At 72.7% G+C, this 14,554-nt stretch carries 15 protein-coding genes; 8 read left to right on the top strand and 7 right to left on the bottom strand.

Annotation, left to right across the window (positions count from 1 at the left end; translation table 11 throughout):
- Positions 1-112: 112 nt before the first annotated feature.
- The gene (locus tag ACV7NM_RS16785) at positions 113-790 is read left to right on the top strand and encodes an Lrp/AsnC family transcriptional regulator (RefSeq protein ID WP_463411028.1); all 678 of its coding nucleotides are present in this window, start codon (positions 113-115) and stop codon (positions 788-790) included.
- Here ACV7NM_RS16785 and ACV7NM_RS16780 read toward each other — a convergent pair.
- The 3 genes from ACV7NM_RS16780 to ACV7NM_RS16770 form a co-directional block, all read right to left on the bottom strand.
- Positions 771-1,739 (bottom strand): alpha/beta hydrolase, encoded by a 969-nt coding sequence (locus tag ACV7NM_RS16780; protein WP_463411027.1) that lies wholly within the window; start codon positions 1,737-1,739, stop codon positions 771-773. The genes ACV7NM_RS16785 and ACV7NM_RS16780 overlap by 20 nt on opposite strands.
- Before the next feature lie 112 nt (positions 1,740-1,851).
- The gene (locus ACV7NM_RS16775; protein WP_463411026.1) at positions 1,852-2,442 is read right to left on the bottom strand and encodes a TetR/AcrR family transcriptional regulator; all 591 of its coding nucleotides are present in this window, start codon (positions 2,440-2,442) and stop codon (positions 1,852-1,854) included.
- On the bottom strand, positions 2,439-4,022 hold the full coding sequence (locus tag ACV7NM_RS16770) for a 3-hydroxyacyl-CoA dehydrogenase (RefSeq protein ID WP_463411025.1): 1,584 nt from the start codon (positions 4,020-4,022) through the stop codon (positions 2,439-2,441). Before ACV7NM_RS16770 ends, ACV7NM_RS16775 begins: the two co-directional genes overlap by 4 nt.
- A gap of 191 nt (positions 4,023-4,213) precedes the next feature.
- Here ACV7NM_RS16770 and paaN point away from each other — a divergent pair, with 191 nt between their 5' ends.
- Complete coding sequence (paaN, locus tag ACV7NM_RS16765) at positions 4,214-5,896, top strand: phenylacetic acid degradation protein PaaN (protein WP_463411024.1); 1,683 nt, start codon at positions 4,214-4,216, stop codon at positions 5,894-5,896.
- 15 nt (positions 5,897-5,911) lie between these two features.
- On the opposite strand, the gene ACV7NM_RS16760 is transcribed toward paaN, so the two are convergent.
- The 3 genes from ACV7NM_RS16760 to ACV7NM_RS16750 all read right to left on the bottom strand — a co-directional run bounded on the left by ACV7NM_RS16760 (position 5,912) and on the right by ACV7NM_RS16750 (position 8,778).
- Positions 5,912-6,688 carry a TrmH family RNA methyltransferase gene (locus ACV7NM_RS16760; RefSeq protein ID WP_463411023.1) on the bottom strand — a complete coding sequence of 259 codons (777 nt, stop codon included), beginning with the start codon at positions 6,686-6,688 and terminating at the stop codon, positions 5,912-5,914.
- A gap of 234 nt (positions 6,689-6,922) precedes the next feature.
- A complete protein-coding gene (locus tag ACV7NM_RS16755) occupies positions 6,923-8,104 on the bottom strand; it encodes an HTTM domain-containing protein (RefSeq protein WP_463411022.1) in 1,182 nt (393 codons plus the stop codon).
- Positions 8,089-8,778: a DUF5819 family protein gene (locus ACV7NM_RS16750; RefSeq protein WP_463411021.1), complete on the bottom strand. Its 690-nt coding sequence runs from the start codon at positions 8,776-8,778 to the stop codon at positions 8,089-8,091. The genes ACV7NM_RS16755 and ACV7NM_RS16750 overlap by 16 nt, the downstream gene beginning before the upstream one ends.
- Before the next feature lie 135 nt (positions 8,779-8,913).
- On the opposite strand from ACV7NM_RS16750, the gene paaA reads away from it, so the two are divergent.
- From paaA to ACV7NM_RS16720, 6 genes are all read left to right on the top strand, one after another.
- On the top strand, positions 8,914-10,011 hold the full coding sequence (paaA, locus tag ACV7NM_RS16745; protein ID WP_463411020.1) for a 1,2-phenylacetyl-CoA epoxidase subunit PaaA: 1,098 nt from the start codon (positions 8,914-8,916) through the stop codon (positions 10,009-10,011).
- Positions 10,008-10,292: a 1,2-phenylacetyl-CoA epoxidase subunit PaaB gene (gene paaB, locus ACV7NM_RS16740; RefSeq protein ID WP_463411019.1), complete on the top strand. Its 285-nt coding sequence runs from the start codon at positions 10,008-10,010 to the stop codon at positions 10,290-10,292. Before paaA ends, paaB begins: the two co-directional genes overlap by 4 nt.
- A gap of 23 nt (positions 10,293-10,315) precedes the next feature.
- Positions 10,316-11,065: a 1,2-phenylacetyl-CoA epoxidase subunit PaaC gene (gene paaC, locus ACV7NM_RS16735; RefSeq protein ID WP_463413962.1), complete on the top strand. Its 750-nt coding sequence runs from the start codon at positions 10,316-10,318 to the stop codon at positions 11,063-11,065.
- Entirely contained in the window at positions 11,059-11,598 is a 540-nt protein-coding gene (gene paaD, locus ACV7NM_RS16730) for a 1,2-phenylacetyl-CoA epoxidase subunit PaaD (protein ID WP_463411018.1), read from the top strand. The genes paaC and paaD overlap by 7 nt, the downstream gene beginning before the upstream one ends.
- Positions 11,599-12,729, top strand: a complete 1,131-nt coding sequence (locus ACV7NM_RS16725; RefSeq protein ID WP_463411017.1) for a 2Fe-2S iron-sulfur cluster-binding protein — start codon at positions 11,599-11,601, stop codon at positions 12,727-12,729. It begins immediately after the preceding gene.
- 154 nt (positions 12,730-12,883) lie between these two features.
- Positions 12,884-14,026: an acyl-CoA dehydrogenase family protein gene (locus ACV7NM_RS16720; protein ID WP_463411016.1), complete on the top strand. Its 1,143-nt coding sequence runs from the start codon at positions 12,884-12,886 to the stop codon at positions 14,024-14,026.
- Positions 14,027-14,086: 60 nt separating this feature from the next.
- On the opposite strand, the gene ACV7NM_RS16715 is transcribed toward ACV7NM_RS16720, so the two are convergent.
- Complete coding sequence (locus ACV7NM_RS16715) at positions 14,087-14,431, bottom strand: rhodanese-like domain-containing protein (protein WP_463411015.1); 345 nt, start codon at positions 14,429-14,431, stop codon at positions 14,087-14,089.
- Positions 14,432-14,554 lie beyond the last annotated feature (123 nt).

Raw genomic sequence — 14,554 nt, 5'->3', positions numbered from 1 at the left:
GATTGTTCGGTTGACTGCGCAATTTGGCTACAGGCACCTCCAGGCTGTGGACAAAGTGGCGCCGGGGCCCTGGGATGGGTGCAGGACGTCCAGGAGAGGCAGGCAGTGGGCAATGCCGGATGAACAAATGGCCGCGGCGGGCTCCGAGGCAGGCGCCGGACCGGCCGCGCCCGGAGGCGCAAAAGGGGCCCCGACCGCACCGACCGCACCGACCGCCCCCTCCGGGCCGCCGGCCACGCCCTCCGGACCGCAGCCCTCCGCCGCCGCGGCGCCCGCCCCGCCACGCCCCCTGGACCCGATCGACCGGTCGATCCTGCGGCTGCTCCAAGCGGACGGCCGGGCCTCGATACGGTCGGTCGCGGAACAGGTCCACGTGTCCCGGGCCAACGCCTACGCGCGGATCAACCGGCTCATCGACGACGGCGTGATCCAGGGCTTCACTGCCCGGGTGAACCACGAACGCGCAGGTCAAGGCGCATCGGCGTACATCACGTTGAAGATCGTCCAGAATTCGTGGCGCACGGTCCGCGAGAAGCTGCGCGAGCTTCCGGGCGCGGCACACATCGCCCTGGTCAGCGGCGACTTCGATGTGCTCCTGCTGGTGCACACCCCCGACAACCGCACCCTGCGCGAGCTGGTGCTCACCCGCCTCCAGTCGATCCCGGAAGTGCTGTCCACGCGCACTCTGCTGGTGTTCGAGGAAACGGACCTCCTGGAGTCCGGCCCGGTCGGCGGCCCCGCGCTCGCCTCGCTCAACCCGCTCGCCCCGCTCACCGAGGAGCAGCCGTAGGGGTGGCGGGATCGGCCGCGGGCCGTACGAGGGCGCGCAGCTCGCGGAAGAGTTCCGCGACGGCGGCGTCCGCCGCGGGCGCGAGGGCGTCGTAGCTCAGGAAGCCGTGGACCAGGCCGGGGTAGAGGTACGAGCGCACCGCGACCCCGGCGTCCCCCAGGGTCCGGGCGTAGGCCATGGCCTGGTCCCGCAGGGGGTCGAACTCCCCGACGCCGATCACCGCGGGGGCCAGATCGCGGTGCTCCTCGGCGAGCAGCGGCGACGCGCGGCCGTCGGCGGCGGTTGCGGGGTCGTTGCCGACGTAGAGCAGGATCTCCTCCTCGATCTCGGCCGTGGTCAGTCCGTAGCCGGTGGCGTTCTCCTCCATCGACGGGTAGCCGCCGCGGCCGGTCAGATCGGTCATGGGGTAGGCCAGCAGTTGCGCGGCGACCGGCGTGCCCGCGTCACGAAGGGCCAGGGCCACGGCGGCGGCGAGGTTGGCGCCCGCGCTGTCCCCGGCGAGGGCGAACACGCCGCTGCCGCCGCCGAAGCGCTCGGGGTGGCCGGCGACGTCGCGGGCGACGGCGAGGCAGTCCTCGTAGGCGGCCGGGAAGGGGTGCTCGGGCGCGAGACGGTAGCCGACGGCGACCACCACGGCCTCCACGTCCCGACACAGGCGGCGGCAGATCGCGTCGTGGGTGTCGAGATCGCCGACGATGAACCCGCCGCCGTGGCAGTAGACGACGGCCGGCGCGGGGCCCGCGGGTCGCGGGCGGTAGATCCGGACGGGGACCCCGGCGAGGGTGTCGTCGGCGACGGAGCCCACGGCGAGTGGCGGGTCGGGGGCGAGCGCGAGCGCGAGCCGCCGGTTGCCGGCCCGTCGTTCCGCCGTGTCCGGAGGCGGGACGGGCGGGGGGCCGCCGACGCCGAAGCGGTGCATGAGCGCGACGATGTCCGGGTCCAGGGGCATGCGGCCATCGTCACGGCGGCGGGCGGCGGGCGCCGCACGGACGGAGCCGTTCAGGTGGCGTCGGCCGCGAGACGGCCGTCAGGCGACGCCGCCCGCGCCTCTGCTCACCCGCTCAGATCGTGCTCGTACGCAGCCCGTCGAAGGCCATGTGCACGACGGCGTCCGCGAGCTGGGAGTGGTCGGCGCCCGGGTGGGGCCGGTACCACTCCACGAGTGAGTTCACCATGCCGAACAGCAGGCGGGTGGCGAGCCGGCTGTCGACGTCGGCGCGCAGGTCGCCCTCGGCCGCGGCGGCCTTCAGCAGGTCGGCCACCGCGTGGTCGAACTCCCGGCGGCGCTCCAGCGCCCAGCGCTCGGTGCGCGTGTTGCCCCGGACGCGCAACAGCAGCGTCACGTACGGCAGCTCGCCCAGCAGCACCTCCACGGTGCGCCGCGTGACGTACTCGACCCGCTCCACCGCGCGGCCCCGGAGCGCCCCCGGCTCCTCCAGGACGGCGAAGAGGCCGTCGAGGGCGCGGCTGACCGCCCGTCGGAGCAGTTCCTCCTTGCCCGCGACGTGGTGGTAGATCGAGGACTTGGAGATCCCCGCGGCCTTGGAGAGGTGCTCCATCGAGGTGCCGTCGTAGCCGCGCTCGTTGAAGACCTGGACCGCGACCGAGAGCAGTGTCTCGGGGGTGTACGTGTCCCGCCTGGCGGTGGTCACCGGGCATCCCCCCGCGCGTCCCGGCCGTCGTCTCCGTACGCGGCTTCGCGCTCGACCGCGAACTCGCTCTCGTCCTCGCCCTCGCCCTCGTCCTCCGCGTAGCCGAGTTTGAAGAGCGCCAGAGAGGGCGCGTACCGGCCGCCCGGGCAGCGCTCGTCGAGGTGGTGGAGCAGGTCGTAGGCCCAGTCACGGCCGAGGCGCTCGTGCCACGCGGACGGCCCCAGCGGGTAGTTGACGCCGAGCCGCATCGCGGTGTCGATGTCCTCGGCGGTGGCCACGCCGCGCGCGACGGCGTCGGCGGTCAGGTCGATCAGCATCGCGACGGTCCGGGCGACGATCATGCCGGGGACGTCACCGATGACGGAGACCTCCTTGCCGAGCTTCTGGAAGAGGCCGACGGCCTCGGCGAGGGTGCGCTCGCTGGTGTCCTCGCCCGCGGAGAGCGCGACGCGGGTGGCCGCGCGGTAGTCGAGCGCGAGGTCGAAGTAGACGACGTCCGCGAACTCCACCGCGGTCTTGCCGTCCGCGAGCACCAACTGTCCCTCGCCGGGCAGCTGGATGTACGGGCCCCCGTGCCCGGTGGCCGTGACGGCGATCCCCGCCTCCTCCAGCAGGTCCACGAGACCGGCCGCGGGACCGAGTTCACCGACGACGGTGACCTTGGCCGGGGCCTCCTCGGGGCCGGCGGTGTGCGGCTGCGGAAGCCGGGCGTCCGGGCCGTAGGGGTACCAGCCGTGCCCCGACTTGCGGCCGAGGCGGCCCGACTGGACGAGGCGGCGCTGCGCGAGCGAGGGGGTGAACTTGGGGCTGCGGAAGAAGGAGTCCCAGACGGAGCGGGTGACGGCCTCGTTGACGTCCTGGCCGATCAGGTCGGTCAGCTCGAAGGGGCCCATCTTGAAGCCGCCGCTCTCGCGGAGCACGGCGTCGATCGTCGCCGGATCGGCGCCCTGCTCCTCGTACACCGCGAAGGCTTCGGCGTAGAAGGGGCGGGCGATCCGGTTGACGATGAAGCCGGGCGTATCGGCGCAGTGGACCGGCGTCTTGCCCCAGCCCAGGACGGTCCCGTACGCGCGCTCGGCGGCGGCCGGGTCGGTCGTGAAGCCGCTCACCACCTCGACGAGCGGGAGCAGCGGAGCCGGGTTGAAGAAGTGCAGACCGAGGAAGCGGCCGGGGTGGGCGAGGCCGGCGGCGAGCTCGGTGACGGAGAGGGAGGAGGTGTTGGTCGCCAGCAGTGCGTCCGGCGAAACCACTCCTTCAAGTGCGGCGAAGAGAGCGCGCTTGACGGTGACGTCCTCGACGACCGCCTCGATCACGAGAGCGGCGTCCGCCAGCTCGGCGAGGGCCTGGGCCGCATTGATCCGGCCGTTCGCCTCGTCCGCGTCGGCCCGTTCCAGTCGGCCCTTGGCGGCCAGTCGCTCGACGCGGTCGCGGACCTGGCCGACGCCGGCGAGGGCCGCGTCGGGGTCGATGTCGTGGATCAGCACGCGGTGACCTGCGAGGAGGGCGACCTGGGCGATGCCCTGCCCCATCGTGCCGGCGCCGATGACCGCCACTGTGCGGGACCGCTCGATTGCTGTCATGACCCGATCCTCCCGCACGGACTTATCCACAGGCTTGCCGGGCCCTCTTGTCCCGACCGATCGTTCGGTTACTCTAACTCCAGTCTGCTCTTCTTCACCCGCCCTTGCCCGATCCGGTTCCCCCGATCCGCACCCCTGTGATCGTGTGAACCAGCCTGATCCCGCCCGGCTCAACGAGGAGTTGGTCCCTGATGGCCGCCGAGCTCACCCTCCCCCAGCTGTCCGAGAAGCACCGGTCCACCCTGGACCAGGCGCTCGCGGCCATCCGCAGCCGCGCGTACTGGTCCCCGCACCCCGAGCACCCCAAGGCCTACGGGGAGACCGCCCCGACCGACGGCCTCGCGGCGTTCGAAGCCGTCCGCGGCACCCGGTTCGACCTCGGACAGCCCGGCACCGACGGCTGGACCGGCGGGGAGGTGTCCCCGTACGGCCTCGACCTCGGTGTCGAGTACCCGCACGCCGACCCGGACGTGCTGCTGCCCGCCATGCGGGCCGGCATGGGCGCCTGGCGCGACGCGGGCCCCGAGGCGCGCGCGCTGGTCTGCGTCGAGATCCTGTCCCGGATCTCCGCGCGGACCCACGAGTTCGCGCACGCGGTCATGCACACCAGTGGCCAGGCCTTCATGATGGCCTTCCAGGCCGGCGGCCCCCACGCCCAGGACCGCGGCCTGGAGGCGATCGCGTACGCCTACGAGGAGCAGACCCGCGTCCCCGGGCAGGCCGACTGGTCGAAGCCGCAGGGCAAGAAGGACCCGCTGGAGCTCGGCAAGACCTTCACCGCCGTGCCGCGCGGCATCTCCCTGATGATCGGCTGCAACACCTTCCCGACCTGGAACGGCTACCCGGGCCTCTTCGCCTCCCTGGCCACGGGCAACCCGGTCCTGGTCAAGCCGCACCCGCGCGCCGTCCTCCCGCTGGCGCTGACGGTGCGGGTGGCGCGCGAGGTCCTCGCCGAGGCCGGCTTCGACCCGAACCTGGTCGCGCTGGCGGTGGACCGGCCGGGCGAGGGCATCGCCAAGACGCTCGCGCTGCGCCCCGAGATCAAGCTGATCGACTACACCGGCTCGACGTCCTTCGGCGAGTGGCTGGAGACCAACGCGCGCCAGGCGCAGGTGTACACGGAGAAGGCGGGCGTGAACACCGTCGTCCTGGACTCCACCGACAACTACAAGGGCATGCTGTCGAACCTCGCGTTCTCGCTGTCCCTGTACAGCGGCCAGATGTGCACCACCCCGCAGAACCTGCTGATCCCGCGGGACGGCATCGAGACCGACGCCGGCCACAAGACGTACGACGAGGTCGTCTCCGACCTCGCGGCCTCCGTCGGCGGCCTGCTCGGTGATGACGCCCGGGCCAACGCCCTGCTGGGCGCGCTGGTCAACCCGGACGTGAAGGCCCGGCTGGAGGCGGCGGCCGGCCTGGGCGAGGTCGCGCTGGCCTCGCGGGAGGTCGCGAACCCGGAGTTCCCGGGCGCGGTGGTCCGCACCCCGGTGATGGTGAAGCTGGACGGCTCCAAGCCGGACGACTCCGCGCCGTACCTGTCGGAGTGCTTCGGCCCGGTGTCGTTCGCGGTGGCGGTCGACTCGACGGCGGACGCGCTGGAGCTGCTGCGGCGCACGGTCCGGGAGAAGGGCGCGATGACGGTCGGGGCGTACACCACGTCCGCCGACACCGAGCGGGCCATCGAGGAGGTCTGCCTGGAGGAGTCGGCGCAGCTGTCGCTCAACCTGACCGGCGGCGTCTATGTGAACCAGACCGCGGCGTTCTCCGACTTCCACGGCTCGGGCGGCAACCCGGCGGCCAACGCGGCTCTGTGCGACGGCGCGTTCGTCGCGAACCGCTTCCGCGTGGTTGAGGTCCGCCGCCAGGGCTAGTACCGCGACGGTCGGCTAGGCCGGGGCGGCCCGGCCGGTGTGCGGCCCTCCCCAGTGGAAGAGGGTCATGGCCACGCTGGTGGCCAGGTTGTAGCTGGACACCTGCGGCCGCATCGGCAGGGACACCAGGTGATCGGCGCGGGCGCGCAGCTCGGGCGAGATGCCGTGGCGTTCCGAGCCGAAGGCGAGCAGGGCGTCGTCCGGGAGGGTGAGGGCACGGATGTCCTCGCCCTCCGGGTCGAGCGCGTACACCGGCCCGGGCGGCAGGGTGTCGATGTCCACCCCGGCGACGGTCGTGGCGTAGTGCAACCCGGCTCCGGCGCGGACCACGTTGGGATGCCAGGGGTCGAGGTCGCCGCGGGTGACGACGCCCGTGGCGCCGAAGCCGGCGGCGAGGCGGACGACGGCTCCGACGTTGCCCAGGTTCCGGGGGTTGTCCAGGACGACGACGGGCGCGGTGCGGGGCATCCGCTCCAGGCGGGCCCGCCCCTCGGTGGCGTCGGGCCTGACCGCCAGGGCCGCGACCCCGGTGGGGTGCACGCGGGGCAGCAGCGAGCGCAGTTCCGCCTTGCCGACCAGCCGGACCACCTCCGCCTCCACGTCAGGGGCGAGCTCGGCGGCGAGCGCCCGTACTGCGTCGGGGTCGTCGGCGACGGCGGCCCGCACATCGGCGCCGAAGCGCAGGGCGTGCTTCAGCGCGTGGAACCCGTCGAGGAGTACGACGTCCTCCCGTCCGACGGCCTCCCGCCACATCCGCCCGACCTCGTCGCCACCACCGCGCTGCTCACTCATACCGCCGACCCTACGGCCCTCCCCCGACCCGGCCCGCACCCCGCGACCCCCTCCGGCGCCCCTCACAGCCTCGGCGGTGCCATCACCGCCCTGCGGCGCCGCCTCTCCGGCACGCCGGCCCCGCCGACGCTCTCAGGGACACTCAGGCTTCGCCGGCGTTCTCCGGCACGCCGGCGCCGGCGCCGGTGCGGGCCCGGGCAGCGCCCGCCGGCCCACCCGCGGGGCGGCGCGGCGTCACCGCCCCACCACACCCGCCCCGGCCGCACCCGCCCCGGCGACCGCCTCGGTCGCCACCACCGCCCCGGTCTCACGCCGCCGCGCCCGCGCGACCACCCGGGCCCCCAGCCACACCAGGAACCCCGTCGGCAAGAACACCGCGTCCGCCGCGATCATCGCCAGCGAGAAGAACGGCAACCCCAACACCACCGCGATCCCGAGGTGCTCCAGCATCATCAGCCCCAGGAGCACGTTCTTGATCCGCCGGTTGAACAGCGTGAACGGGAACGCCACCTGCACCACCACCGTCCCGTAGGTCAGCAGCATCACCACCGTCCCGCTCCCCGCCAGCACCGCCGACAGCCCCGGCCACGGGGTGAAGTAGTCCAGCCCGAGCGGGTAGTACAGCGCCGTCCCGTCCTGCCACCTGGACCCCTGGATCTTGTACCAGCCCGCCGTCGCGTAGATCAGGCACACCTCCGCCATGATCACCAGCATCCCCGCGTTGTGCAGCAGGTTCGCCAGGACGTCGAGGGCCGCCCGCCCCTCGCCTTGGGGGGCGTGCCGCCCGGCCAGCCACCACACCCCGGCCGTCACCCACAGGGCCCCGAACGCCGCCGCCCACAGCGCGCCGAACCGCCCGGCCAAGGTCCCGTAGACGAATACCGCCCCCAGCACGCCCCAGAGCACCGGTCCCCACGCTCCGCCCCCGCCCCGTGCCGCGCGCCGCGCGTCCAGCGACCACACCCGCGCGCACCGCGTCAGCACCAGGTAGATCGCCATGAGGTGGATGACGTTGTCCCCGCCGTCCCCCATGAACACACTGCGGTTCTGCAGCGAGAGCACTCCGACCATGAACAGCACCGATGTCGCCCGAGTCCGCCAGCCCAACACCAACAGCGCGCTCGCCAGCACGGAGACGACGTAGACGATCTCGAACCACCACGTGGCGTCCGACCACATGAGCACCGTGAACGCGTGGTTCGAGGCGATCAGCCGCTTCGCCAACGCCCAACTCCACGGCCCGTCCGGCCCGTACAGCTCGTGCCGGTTCGGGAACTCGCGCAGCAGGAAGAAGAGCCACGTCCCGGCGAAGCCGATGCGTACGACCGCGCTCTGGTACGGGCCCAGCGCCTCCCCGGTGACCCTGGCCAGGCCCCGCGCGGCCGCGGCCCGCGCCCGGTTCAGACCGTCCACCACGGCAGCTCCCGGTAGTACGTTTGCGTGTCGGTGCGCTCCTGGCTCCACTTCGGCGCCGCGACCGCCGTCGTCGCCGAGCGCAGCTGGATGCGTACGACGCGGTCGCCGCCGCGCTGCCACCCCGCGAGCCGCTCCAGGGCGATCCGCCGCAGGTAGGCCTCCGACAGCTCGCCGCGTTCGCCGTTCGGCCTGTTGTCGTCGTCGTGGGAGCCGGTGAAGAAGTCCCAGGCCCGCCGGAGCTCGTTCTGCCGGGTGTGGCTCGGCAACGGGTCGTGCCGGATGGCCGCGCCGTCCTCGGCGGACAGGTCGCGCCAGCCGCTGGTGGTCAGTTCGCCGCCCGCCGTCCGCACCTGGGCCCGCACCTGGACCGCGATGTTCTGCTGGAGCGGGTTGGGTGCGAAGAGCTTCCAGTTCTGTTCGAACTCCGGGTAGATCCAACCGTCGATGGTCGCGGCGTGACGTTTGCCGACCGTGTTGGACGGCGCGACGTGGAGGAAGACGAACGCCAGGTGCGCGCAGGCGGTCACGGCGACGGCGCCGAGGGCCGAAGCCGCGAGCACCCGGTAGGGCGTGGACAGACCGGCGATTCCGGGGGCGCGCGGCGCCGTGGCGGTGGGCGGCGCGACCGGCGGCGGAACGGCCTGTTCCACGGGCTTTCGCTCGTTCGAATCCATCGCGTCCCGATCGTCCGGCGTCCACAGGGTTGCCCACAGAGGTTGACACCCTACGGGCCGTCGTCTCACCATTGAAGAGAATGAACCGAACGATCGGTCGGTCGGGCGGAAAGCAGACTCTGACAGGGGGCCGGGATGGTCACAGTGACCCCGGAATCTGGGCAGGAAGCAGGCCTGGGCACGGGCCCCGCGCAGCCGGGGCACGCAGCCCCGGGCGGTGAGGGCGACCTCGGCGCACAGCTCGCCGCGGCGTTCGATGCCGCCGTGGCCGCGGACGAGCGCGTCGAGCCGCGCGACTGGATGCCCGACGAATACCGAGCCTCCTTGGTCCGCCAGATGGCCCAGCACGCCCACTCCGAGATCATCGGCATGCAGCCCGAGGCCAACTGGATCACCCGCGCGCCCTCGCTGCGCCGCAAGGCGATCCTGATGGCCAAGGTGCAGGACGAGGCCGGCCACGGCCTGTATCTGTACAGCGCCGCGGAGACCCTCGGCACCAGCCGTGACGAGCTGCTCGACAAACTCCACGCGGGGAAGCAGAAGTACTCCTCGATCTTCAACTACCCCACCTTGACCTGGGCCGATGTCGGTGCGATCGGCTGGCTCGTGGACGGGGCGGCCATCACCAACCAGGTGCCGATCTGCCGCTGTTCGTACGGTCCGTACGCCCGCGCCATGGTCCGCATCTGCAAGGAGGAGTCCTTCCACCAGCGCCAGGGGTACGAGCTGCTCCTGGCCCTGTCGAAGGGCACCGAGGCCCAGCACGCCATGGCCCAGGACGCCGTCGACCGCTGGTGGTGGCCGTCGCTGATGATGTTCGGCCCGCCGGACGGGGAATCGGCGCACTCGGCGCAGTCGATGGCCTGGCGGATCAAGCGCCACTCCAACGACGAGCTGCGCCAGCGCTTCGTGGACATCGCCGTCCCGCAGGCCGAGTCGCTGGGACTGACCCTGCCCGACCCGGACCTCGAGTGGAACGAGGAGCGCGGCCACTACGACTTCGGCGCGATCGACTGGGCCGAGTTCTGGAACGTGCTCAAGGGCAACGGTCCGTGCAACGAGCAGCGCCTCGACCAGCGGCGCACCGCCCATGAGGAAGGCGCCTGGGTACGGGACGCGGCCGCGGCGTACGCGGCGAAGCAGGCGGAGCGCCAAGCCGGCCGCCCGGCGGACGGCACCATCGCAGAGCACGCCGGACGGCCGGCGACCAACGACGAGGAGACACAGGCATGACGCAGAACTGGCCGCTGTGGGAGGTGTTCGTCCGCTCGCGGCGCGGCCTCTCGCACACGCACGCGGGAAGCCTGCACGCCCCGGACGCGGAGATGGCCCTGCGCAACGCCCGTGACCTCTACACGCGGCGGAGCGAAGGCGTCTCGATCTGGGTGGTGCCCTCCACCGAGATCACCGCCTCCTCCCCGGACGAGCGGGACCCGTTCTTCGCCTCGGCCGCCGACAAGCCCTACCGGCACCCCACCTTCTACGAGATCCCCGAGGGGGTGCGCCACCTGTGAACAGCCACGCGAACACCCCGCCCGTGACCACCCGCGCGACCGGCGAGGCGACCGACGGCGAGGCAGTCCGGTCCGCCGCCCTGGCCCTCGGGGACGACGCCCTGATCCTCTCCCACCGCCTCGGCGAATGGGCGGGCCACGCGCCTGTCCTGGAAGAGGAGGTGGCCCTCGCCAACATCGCCCTCGACCTGCTGGGCCAGGCCCGCCTCCTGCTGTCCATGGCCGGCGACGAGGACGAACTGGCGTACCTCCGCGAGGAACGCTCCTTCCGCAACCTCCAGCTGGTCGAGCAGCCGAACGGCGACTTCGCCCACACCATCGCCCGACAGCTCTGCTTCTCGCTCTACCAGCAGGAGCTGTACACGGAACTGGCCGCCGGCGACGGACCGTTCGCGCCCCTGGCGGCCAAGGCAGTCAAGGAGACCGCCTACCACCGCGACCACGCCGAACAGTGGACGCTCCGGCTCGGCGACGGCACGCAGGAGAGCCACGCCCGGATACGGGCCGCGCTGGACGCGCTGTGGAAGTACACCGGCGAGATGTTCCAGCCGGTGGACGGACTCGAAGGCGTCGAGTGGGGCGCCCTGGAGGAGCGCTGGCTCGCCGCCCTCGAAGCGGTCCTGGTGCGCGCCGGCCTCGACCTGCCCGAAGGACCGCGTACGGGCGCCTGGGCCGCCGGGGCCGGCCGGCAGGGGCTGCACACCGAGCCGTTCGGCCGGATGCTGGCCGAGATGCAGCATCTGCACCGCAGTCATCCGGGGGCGTCATGGTGACCGACGCGGCGCCCGGCACGGGAAAGGGACCGGCCACGGGTGACGGGACGACCCGCCTGGAGGCGGAGCTCGCCGAGCTGGCCGGCTCCGTACCCGACCCCGAGCTGCCCGTCCTCACCCTCACCGAGCTCGGCGTCATGCGCGGGGTACGGATGCATGAGGACGGCCACGTCGAGGTCCTCCTCACGCCCACGTACACCGGCTGCCCGGCCATCGAGGCCATGTCCGCCGACATCGAGCGGGTCCTGACCGGGCACGGCATCCCCGATGTGCGGGTGACCACCGTGCTGGCCCCGGCCTGGTCGACCGACGACATCAGCGCCGAGGGCCGGCGCAAGCTCGCCGAATTCGGGATCGCCCCGCCCCGCCCGCACGCCGCCGGCGGCCCGGTCCCGCTCACGCTGTCGGTCCGCTGCCCGCACTGCGGATCGACCGACACGGAACTGCTCAGCCGGTTCTCCTCCACCGCGTGCAAGGCGCTGCGCCGCTGCGTCGCCTGCCGTGAACCGTTCGACCACTTCAAGGAGCTGTAAATGGCCGTGCCGCCGACGTCGCCCACGTCCGGGTCGCCGCGTCCCGCGCGCCACGGCGCTTTCCACGCCCTCACGGTGGCGGCGGTCGACCGGCTCACCGACGACTCGGTGGCCCTGACCCTGCGGGTCCCGCAGGAACTGCGGGTCGAATACCGGCACGCGCCGGGCCAGCACCTGACGCTGCGCCGCGCCACTCCCGAGGGTTCCGAGGTCCGCCGTACCTACTCGATCTGCTCCCCGGCCCCGGGTGAGGCCGGCCCCTCCGCGCTGCGGGTCGGCGTGCGGCTGGTGGAGGGTGGCGAGTTCTCCACCTTCGCGCACAAGGAGATCGCCGCCGGGGACGTCCTGGACGTGATGGTCCCGGCCGGACGGTTCGTCCTGGACCCGGCCGAGGCGCCCGCCGCCGCGCACTACGCGGCCATCGTCGGCGGCAGCGGGATCACCCCGGTGCTGTCGATCGCCGCCTCCCTGCTGGCAGCCCGCCCGGACGCCCGCTTCTGCCTGGTGCGCAGCGACCGTACGGCTGCTTCGACGATGTTCCTGGAGGAGGTGGCCGACCTCAAGGACCGCTACCCCGACCGCTTCCAGCTCGTCACCGTGCTCTCCCGGGAGGAGCAGGAGGCCGGACTGCCCTCCGGCCGGCTGGACGAGCAACGGCTGACCACCCTGCTCCCGGCGTTGCTGCCCGTCGCGGAAGTGACCGGGTGGTTCCTGTGCGGCCCGTACGGGCTCGTACAGGGAGCGGAGCGGGCGCTGCGCGCCTTGGGCGTAGTGCGGACCCGGGTGCACGAGGAGATCTTCCACGTCGAGGACACCGCGCCGGCCGGAGGCCGGTCGCCCTCGGCCGCCGCCTCGCGGGGCCGGGTCACCGCCCGTCTCGACGGCCGTTCGGGCACCTGGCCGGTCCAGGACGGGGAGTCCCTGCTGGATGCCGTGCTCCGCAACCGCGCGGACGCCCCGTATGCCTGCAAGGGCGGCGTCTGCGGGACCTGCCGGGCGTTCCTGGTGTCGGGCGAGGTGCGAATGGACCGCAACTTCGCGCTGGAGGCGGAGGAGACTGAGGCCGGTTTCGTGCTGGCCTGTCAGTCCCACGCGGTGACGGAGGAAGTCGAGATCGACTTCGACCGCTGACCGGCCGGTCCTCCCGGTCCACGGGCTGTGCTCTGCGCGGGCTGTGCTTTCACAGGCTGTGCTTTTGGCGGAGGGTGCTCTATCTTGACGCTCCGTCAGATTCGAGGGCGGCTCTGACCCGACACCGTCCGGTGGACACCCGGGAGGACTGGCAGTGGACTTCACCTTCACCGAGGAGCAGCAGGCCGCCGTCGAAGCGGCCAGGGCCGTGTTCGCGGGTGTCTCGCCCGACAGCGTTCCGAGCCCCGCGCTCACCCCGGGAGCGGTGGCCGACGACTTCGACCGGCCGCTGTGGGCCAAGCTCGCCGCTTCCGACCTGCTGAGTCTGGTCCTCGCCGAGGAACACGGTGGGGCCGGTCTCGACGCGATCGCACTCTGCCTCGTGCTGCGCGAGGCGGCGAAGGTGCTGGCCCGGGTACCGCTGCTGGAGCACTGCGCCACCGCCATGGCGGTCCAGGCACACGGCGGCCCGGAACTGGCCGCCGACCTGCTCCCCGGAGCCGGACGCGGGACCCTCGTGCTGACCGCCGCCGCACACGGCCGAACCGGCCACGATCCGGCCGAACTCGCCGTCACCGCCCGCCGCGACGGCTCGCGCTGGGTCCTGAACGGGGTGCAGACCGCGGTCTCCTGGGCGCAGAGCGCCGACTGGATCGCCGTACCCGCCCACACCGGGGAGGGAGCGGCGGTCCTCGCGCTGGTTCCCCGTGTCACCGAGGGTCTGACCCTCGCAAACCAGTACTCGACCAGCGGGGAGCGGCTCGCCCACCTCACCCTGGACGGTGTGGGGGTGCCCGGCACACACGTCATCGAGGACCCCGAGGCATGGGACCGGCTCCACCGGTTGCTGGCGACGGGCACGTGCGCCCTCGCGCTCGGTCTCGGCGAGGCCGTGCTGGGCATGACCGGGCGGTACACCGGGAAACGCGAGCAGTTCGGCTTCCCCGTCGCAACGTTCCAGGCCGTCGCCGTGCAGGCCGCGGACCGGTACATCGACCTGCGCGCCATGGAGGTCACCCTGTGGCAGGCGGCTTGGAGGTTGGAGAGCGCGGCGGCGGGCGCGGGGGGCCCGCTGCCGCTCGCCGGCGATGTCGCCGTGGCCAAGATCTGGGCCGCCGAGGGCGTACGCCGCGTCGTGCAGACCGCCCAGCACCTGCACGGCGGCTTCGGCGCCGACACCGATTACCCCCTGCACCGCTACCACGCCTGGGCCAAGCAGCTGGAACTCCAGCTGGGACCGGCCGCCGCGCACGAGGAGGCACTCGGCGACCTGCTGGCCGCCCACTCCCTCGGCTGACCCGCCGGGCCGGCCCCTCCCCGGCCCCGGCGGCTCCGGCTCACAGCAGGCAGGCGCGACTCAGAGCACGAAGGGCGGCTGGCCGCTCTCGCTGACCATCGGGCGCCGGGCGCCGTCCCAGGCCTGCATGCCGCCGTCGATGTTCACGGCGTCGACGCCCTGACGGACGAGGTACTGGGTGACCTGCGCGGAACGTCCACCCACCCGGCACATCACATGGACCCGGCCGCCGTCCTCGATGGCTTCCGTGAGCTCGCCGAAGCGGGCCACGAAGTCGCTCATCGGGATGTGCAGCGCGCCCTCGACATGCCCGGCCGCCCATTCGTCGTCCTCGCGGACGTCCAGGACAAAGCCTTCGGAGGGCACCTCGGCGGCACCCACCGAGGGAAGCGGTCCGAAGTTCATACGTCGCCTTCTCTCGTCACAGATCTCTGGTCGCAGACCTGAAAGCCAACCTATACCGGCCCGGGTCCCATGGAATCCGAGGCGGGCGCCGACCTCATCCGCGCCGGTCCTTTCGGCTCCGAT

This window comes from Streptomyces sp. Tek67B01, assembly GCF_055231995.1.
The sequence above is the reverse complement of the archived record's forward strand: the minus strand, read 5'-3'. Positions and strand labels throughout refer to the sequence as shown.

Bases quoted from the DNA above. Each gene is read 5' to 3' on its own strand.
- ACV7NM_RS16785 (WP_463411028.1), top strand. From the start codon at position 113: ATGCCGGATGAACAAATGGCCGCGGCGGGCTCCGAGGCAGGCGCCGGA.
- ACV7NM_RS16780 (WP_463411027.1), bottom strand. From the start codon at position 1,739: ATGCCCCTGGACCCGGACATCGTCGCGCTCATGCACCGCTTCGGCGTC.
- ACV7NM_RS16770 (WP_463411025.1), bottom strand. From the start codon at position 4,022: ATGACAGCAATCGAGCGGTCCCGCACAGTGGCGGTCATCGGCGCCGGC.
- paaN (WP_463411024.1), top strand. From the start codon at position 4,214: ATGGCCGCCGAGCTCACCCTCCCCCAGCTGTCCGAGAAGCACCGGTCC.
- ACV7NM_RS16760 (WP_463411023.1), bottom strand. From the start codon at position 6,688: ATGAGTGAGCAGCGCGGTGGTGGCGACGAGGTCGGGCGGATGTGGCGG.
- ACV7NM_RS16750 (WP_463411021.1), bottom strand. From the start codon at position 8,778: ATGGATTCGAACGAGCGAAAGCCCGTGGAACAGGCCGTTCCGCCGCCG.
- paaA (WP_463411020.1), top strand. From the start codon at position 8,914: ATGGTCACAGTGACCCCGGAATCTGGGCAGGAAGCAGGCCTGGGCACG.
- paaB (WP_463411019.1), top strand. From the start codon at position 10,008: ATGACGCAGAACTGGCCGCTGTGGGAGGTGTTCGTCCGCTCGCGGCGC.
- paaD (WP_463411018.1), top strand. From the start codon at position 11,059: ATGGTGACCGACGCGGCGCCCGGCACGGGAAAGGGACCGGCCACGGGT.
- ACV7NM_RS16725 (WP_463411017.1), top strand. From the start codon at position 11,599: ATGGCCGTGCCGCCGACGTCGCCCACGTCCGGGTCGCCGCGTCCCGCG.
- ACV7NM_RS16715 (WP_463411015.1), bottom strand. From the start codon at position 14,431: ATGAACTTCGGACCGCTTCCCTCGGTGGGTGCCGCCGAGGTGCCCTCC.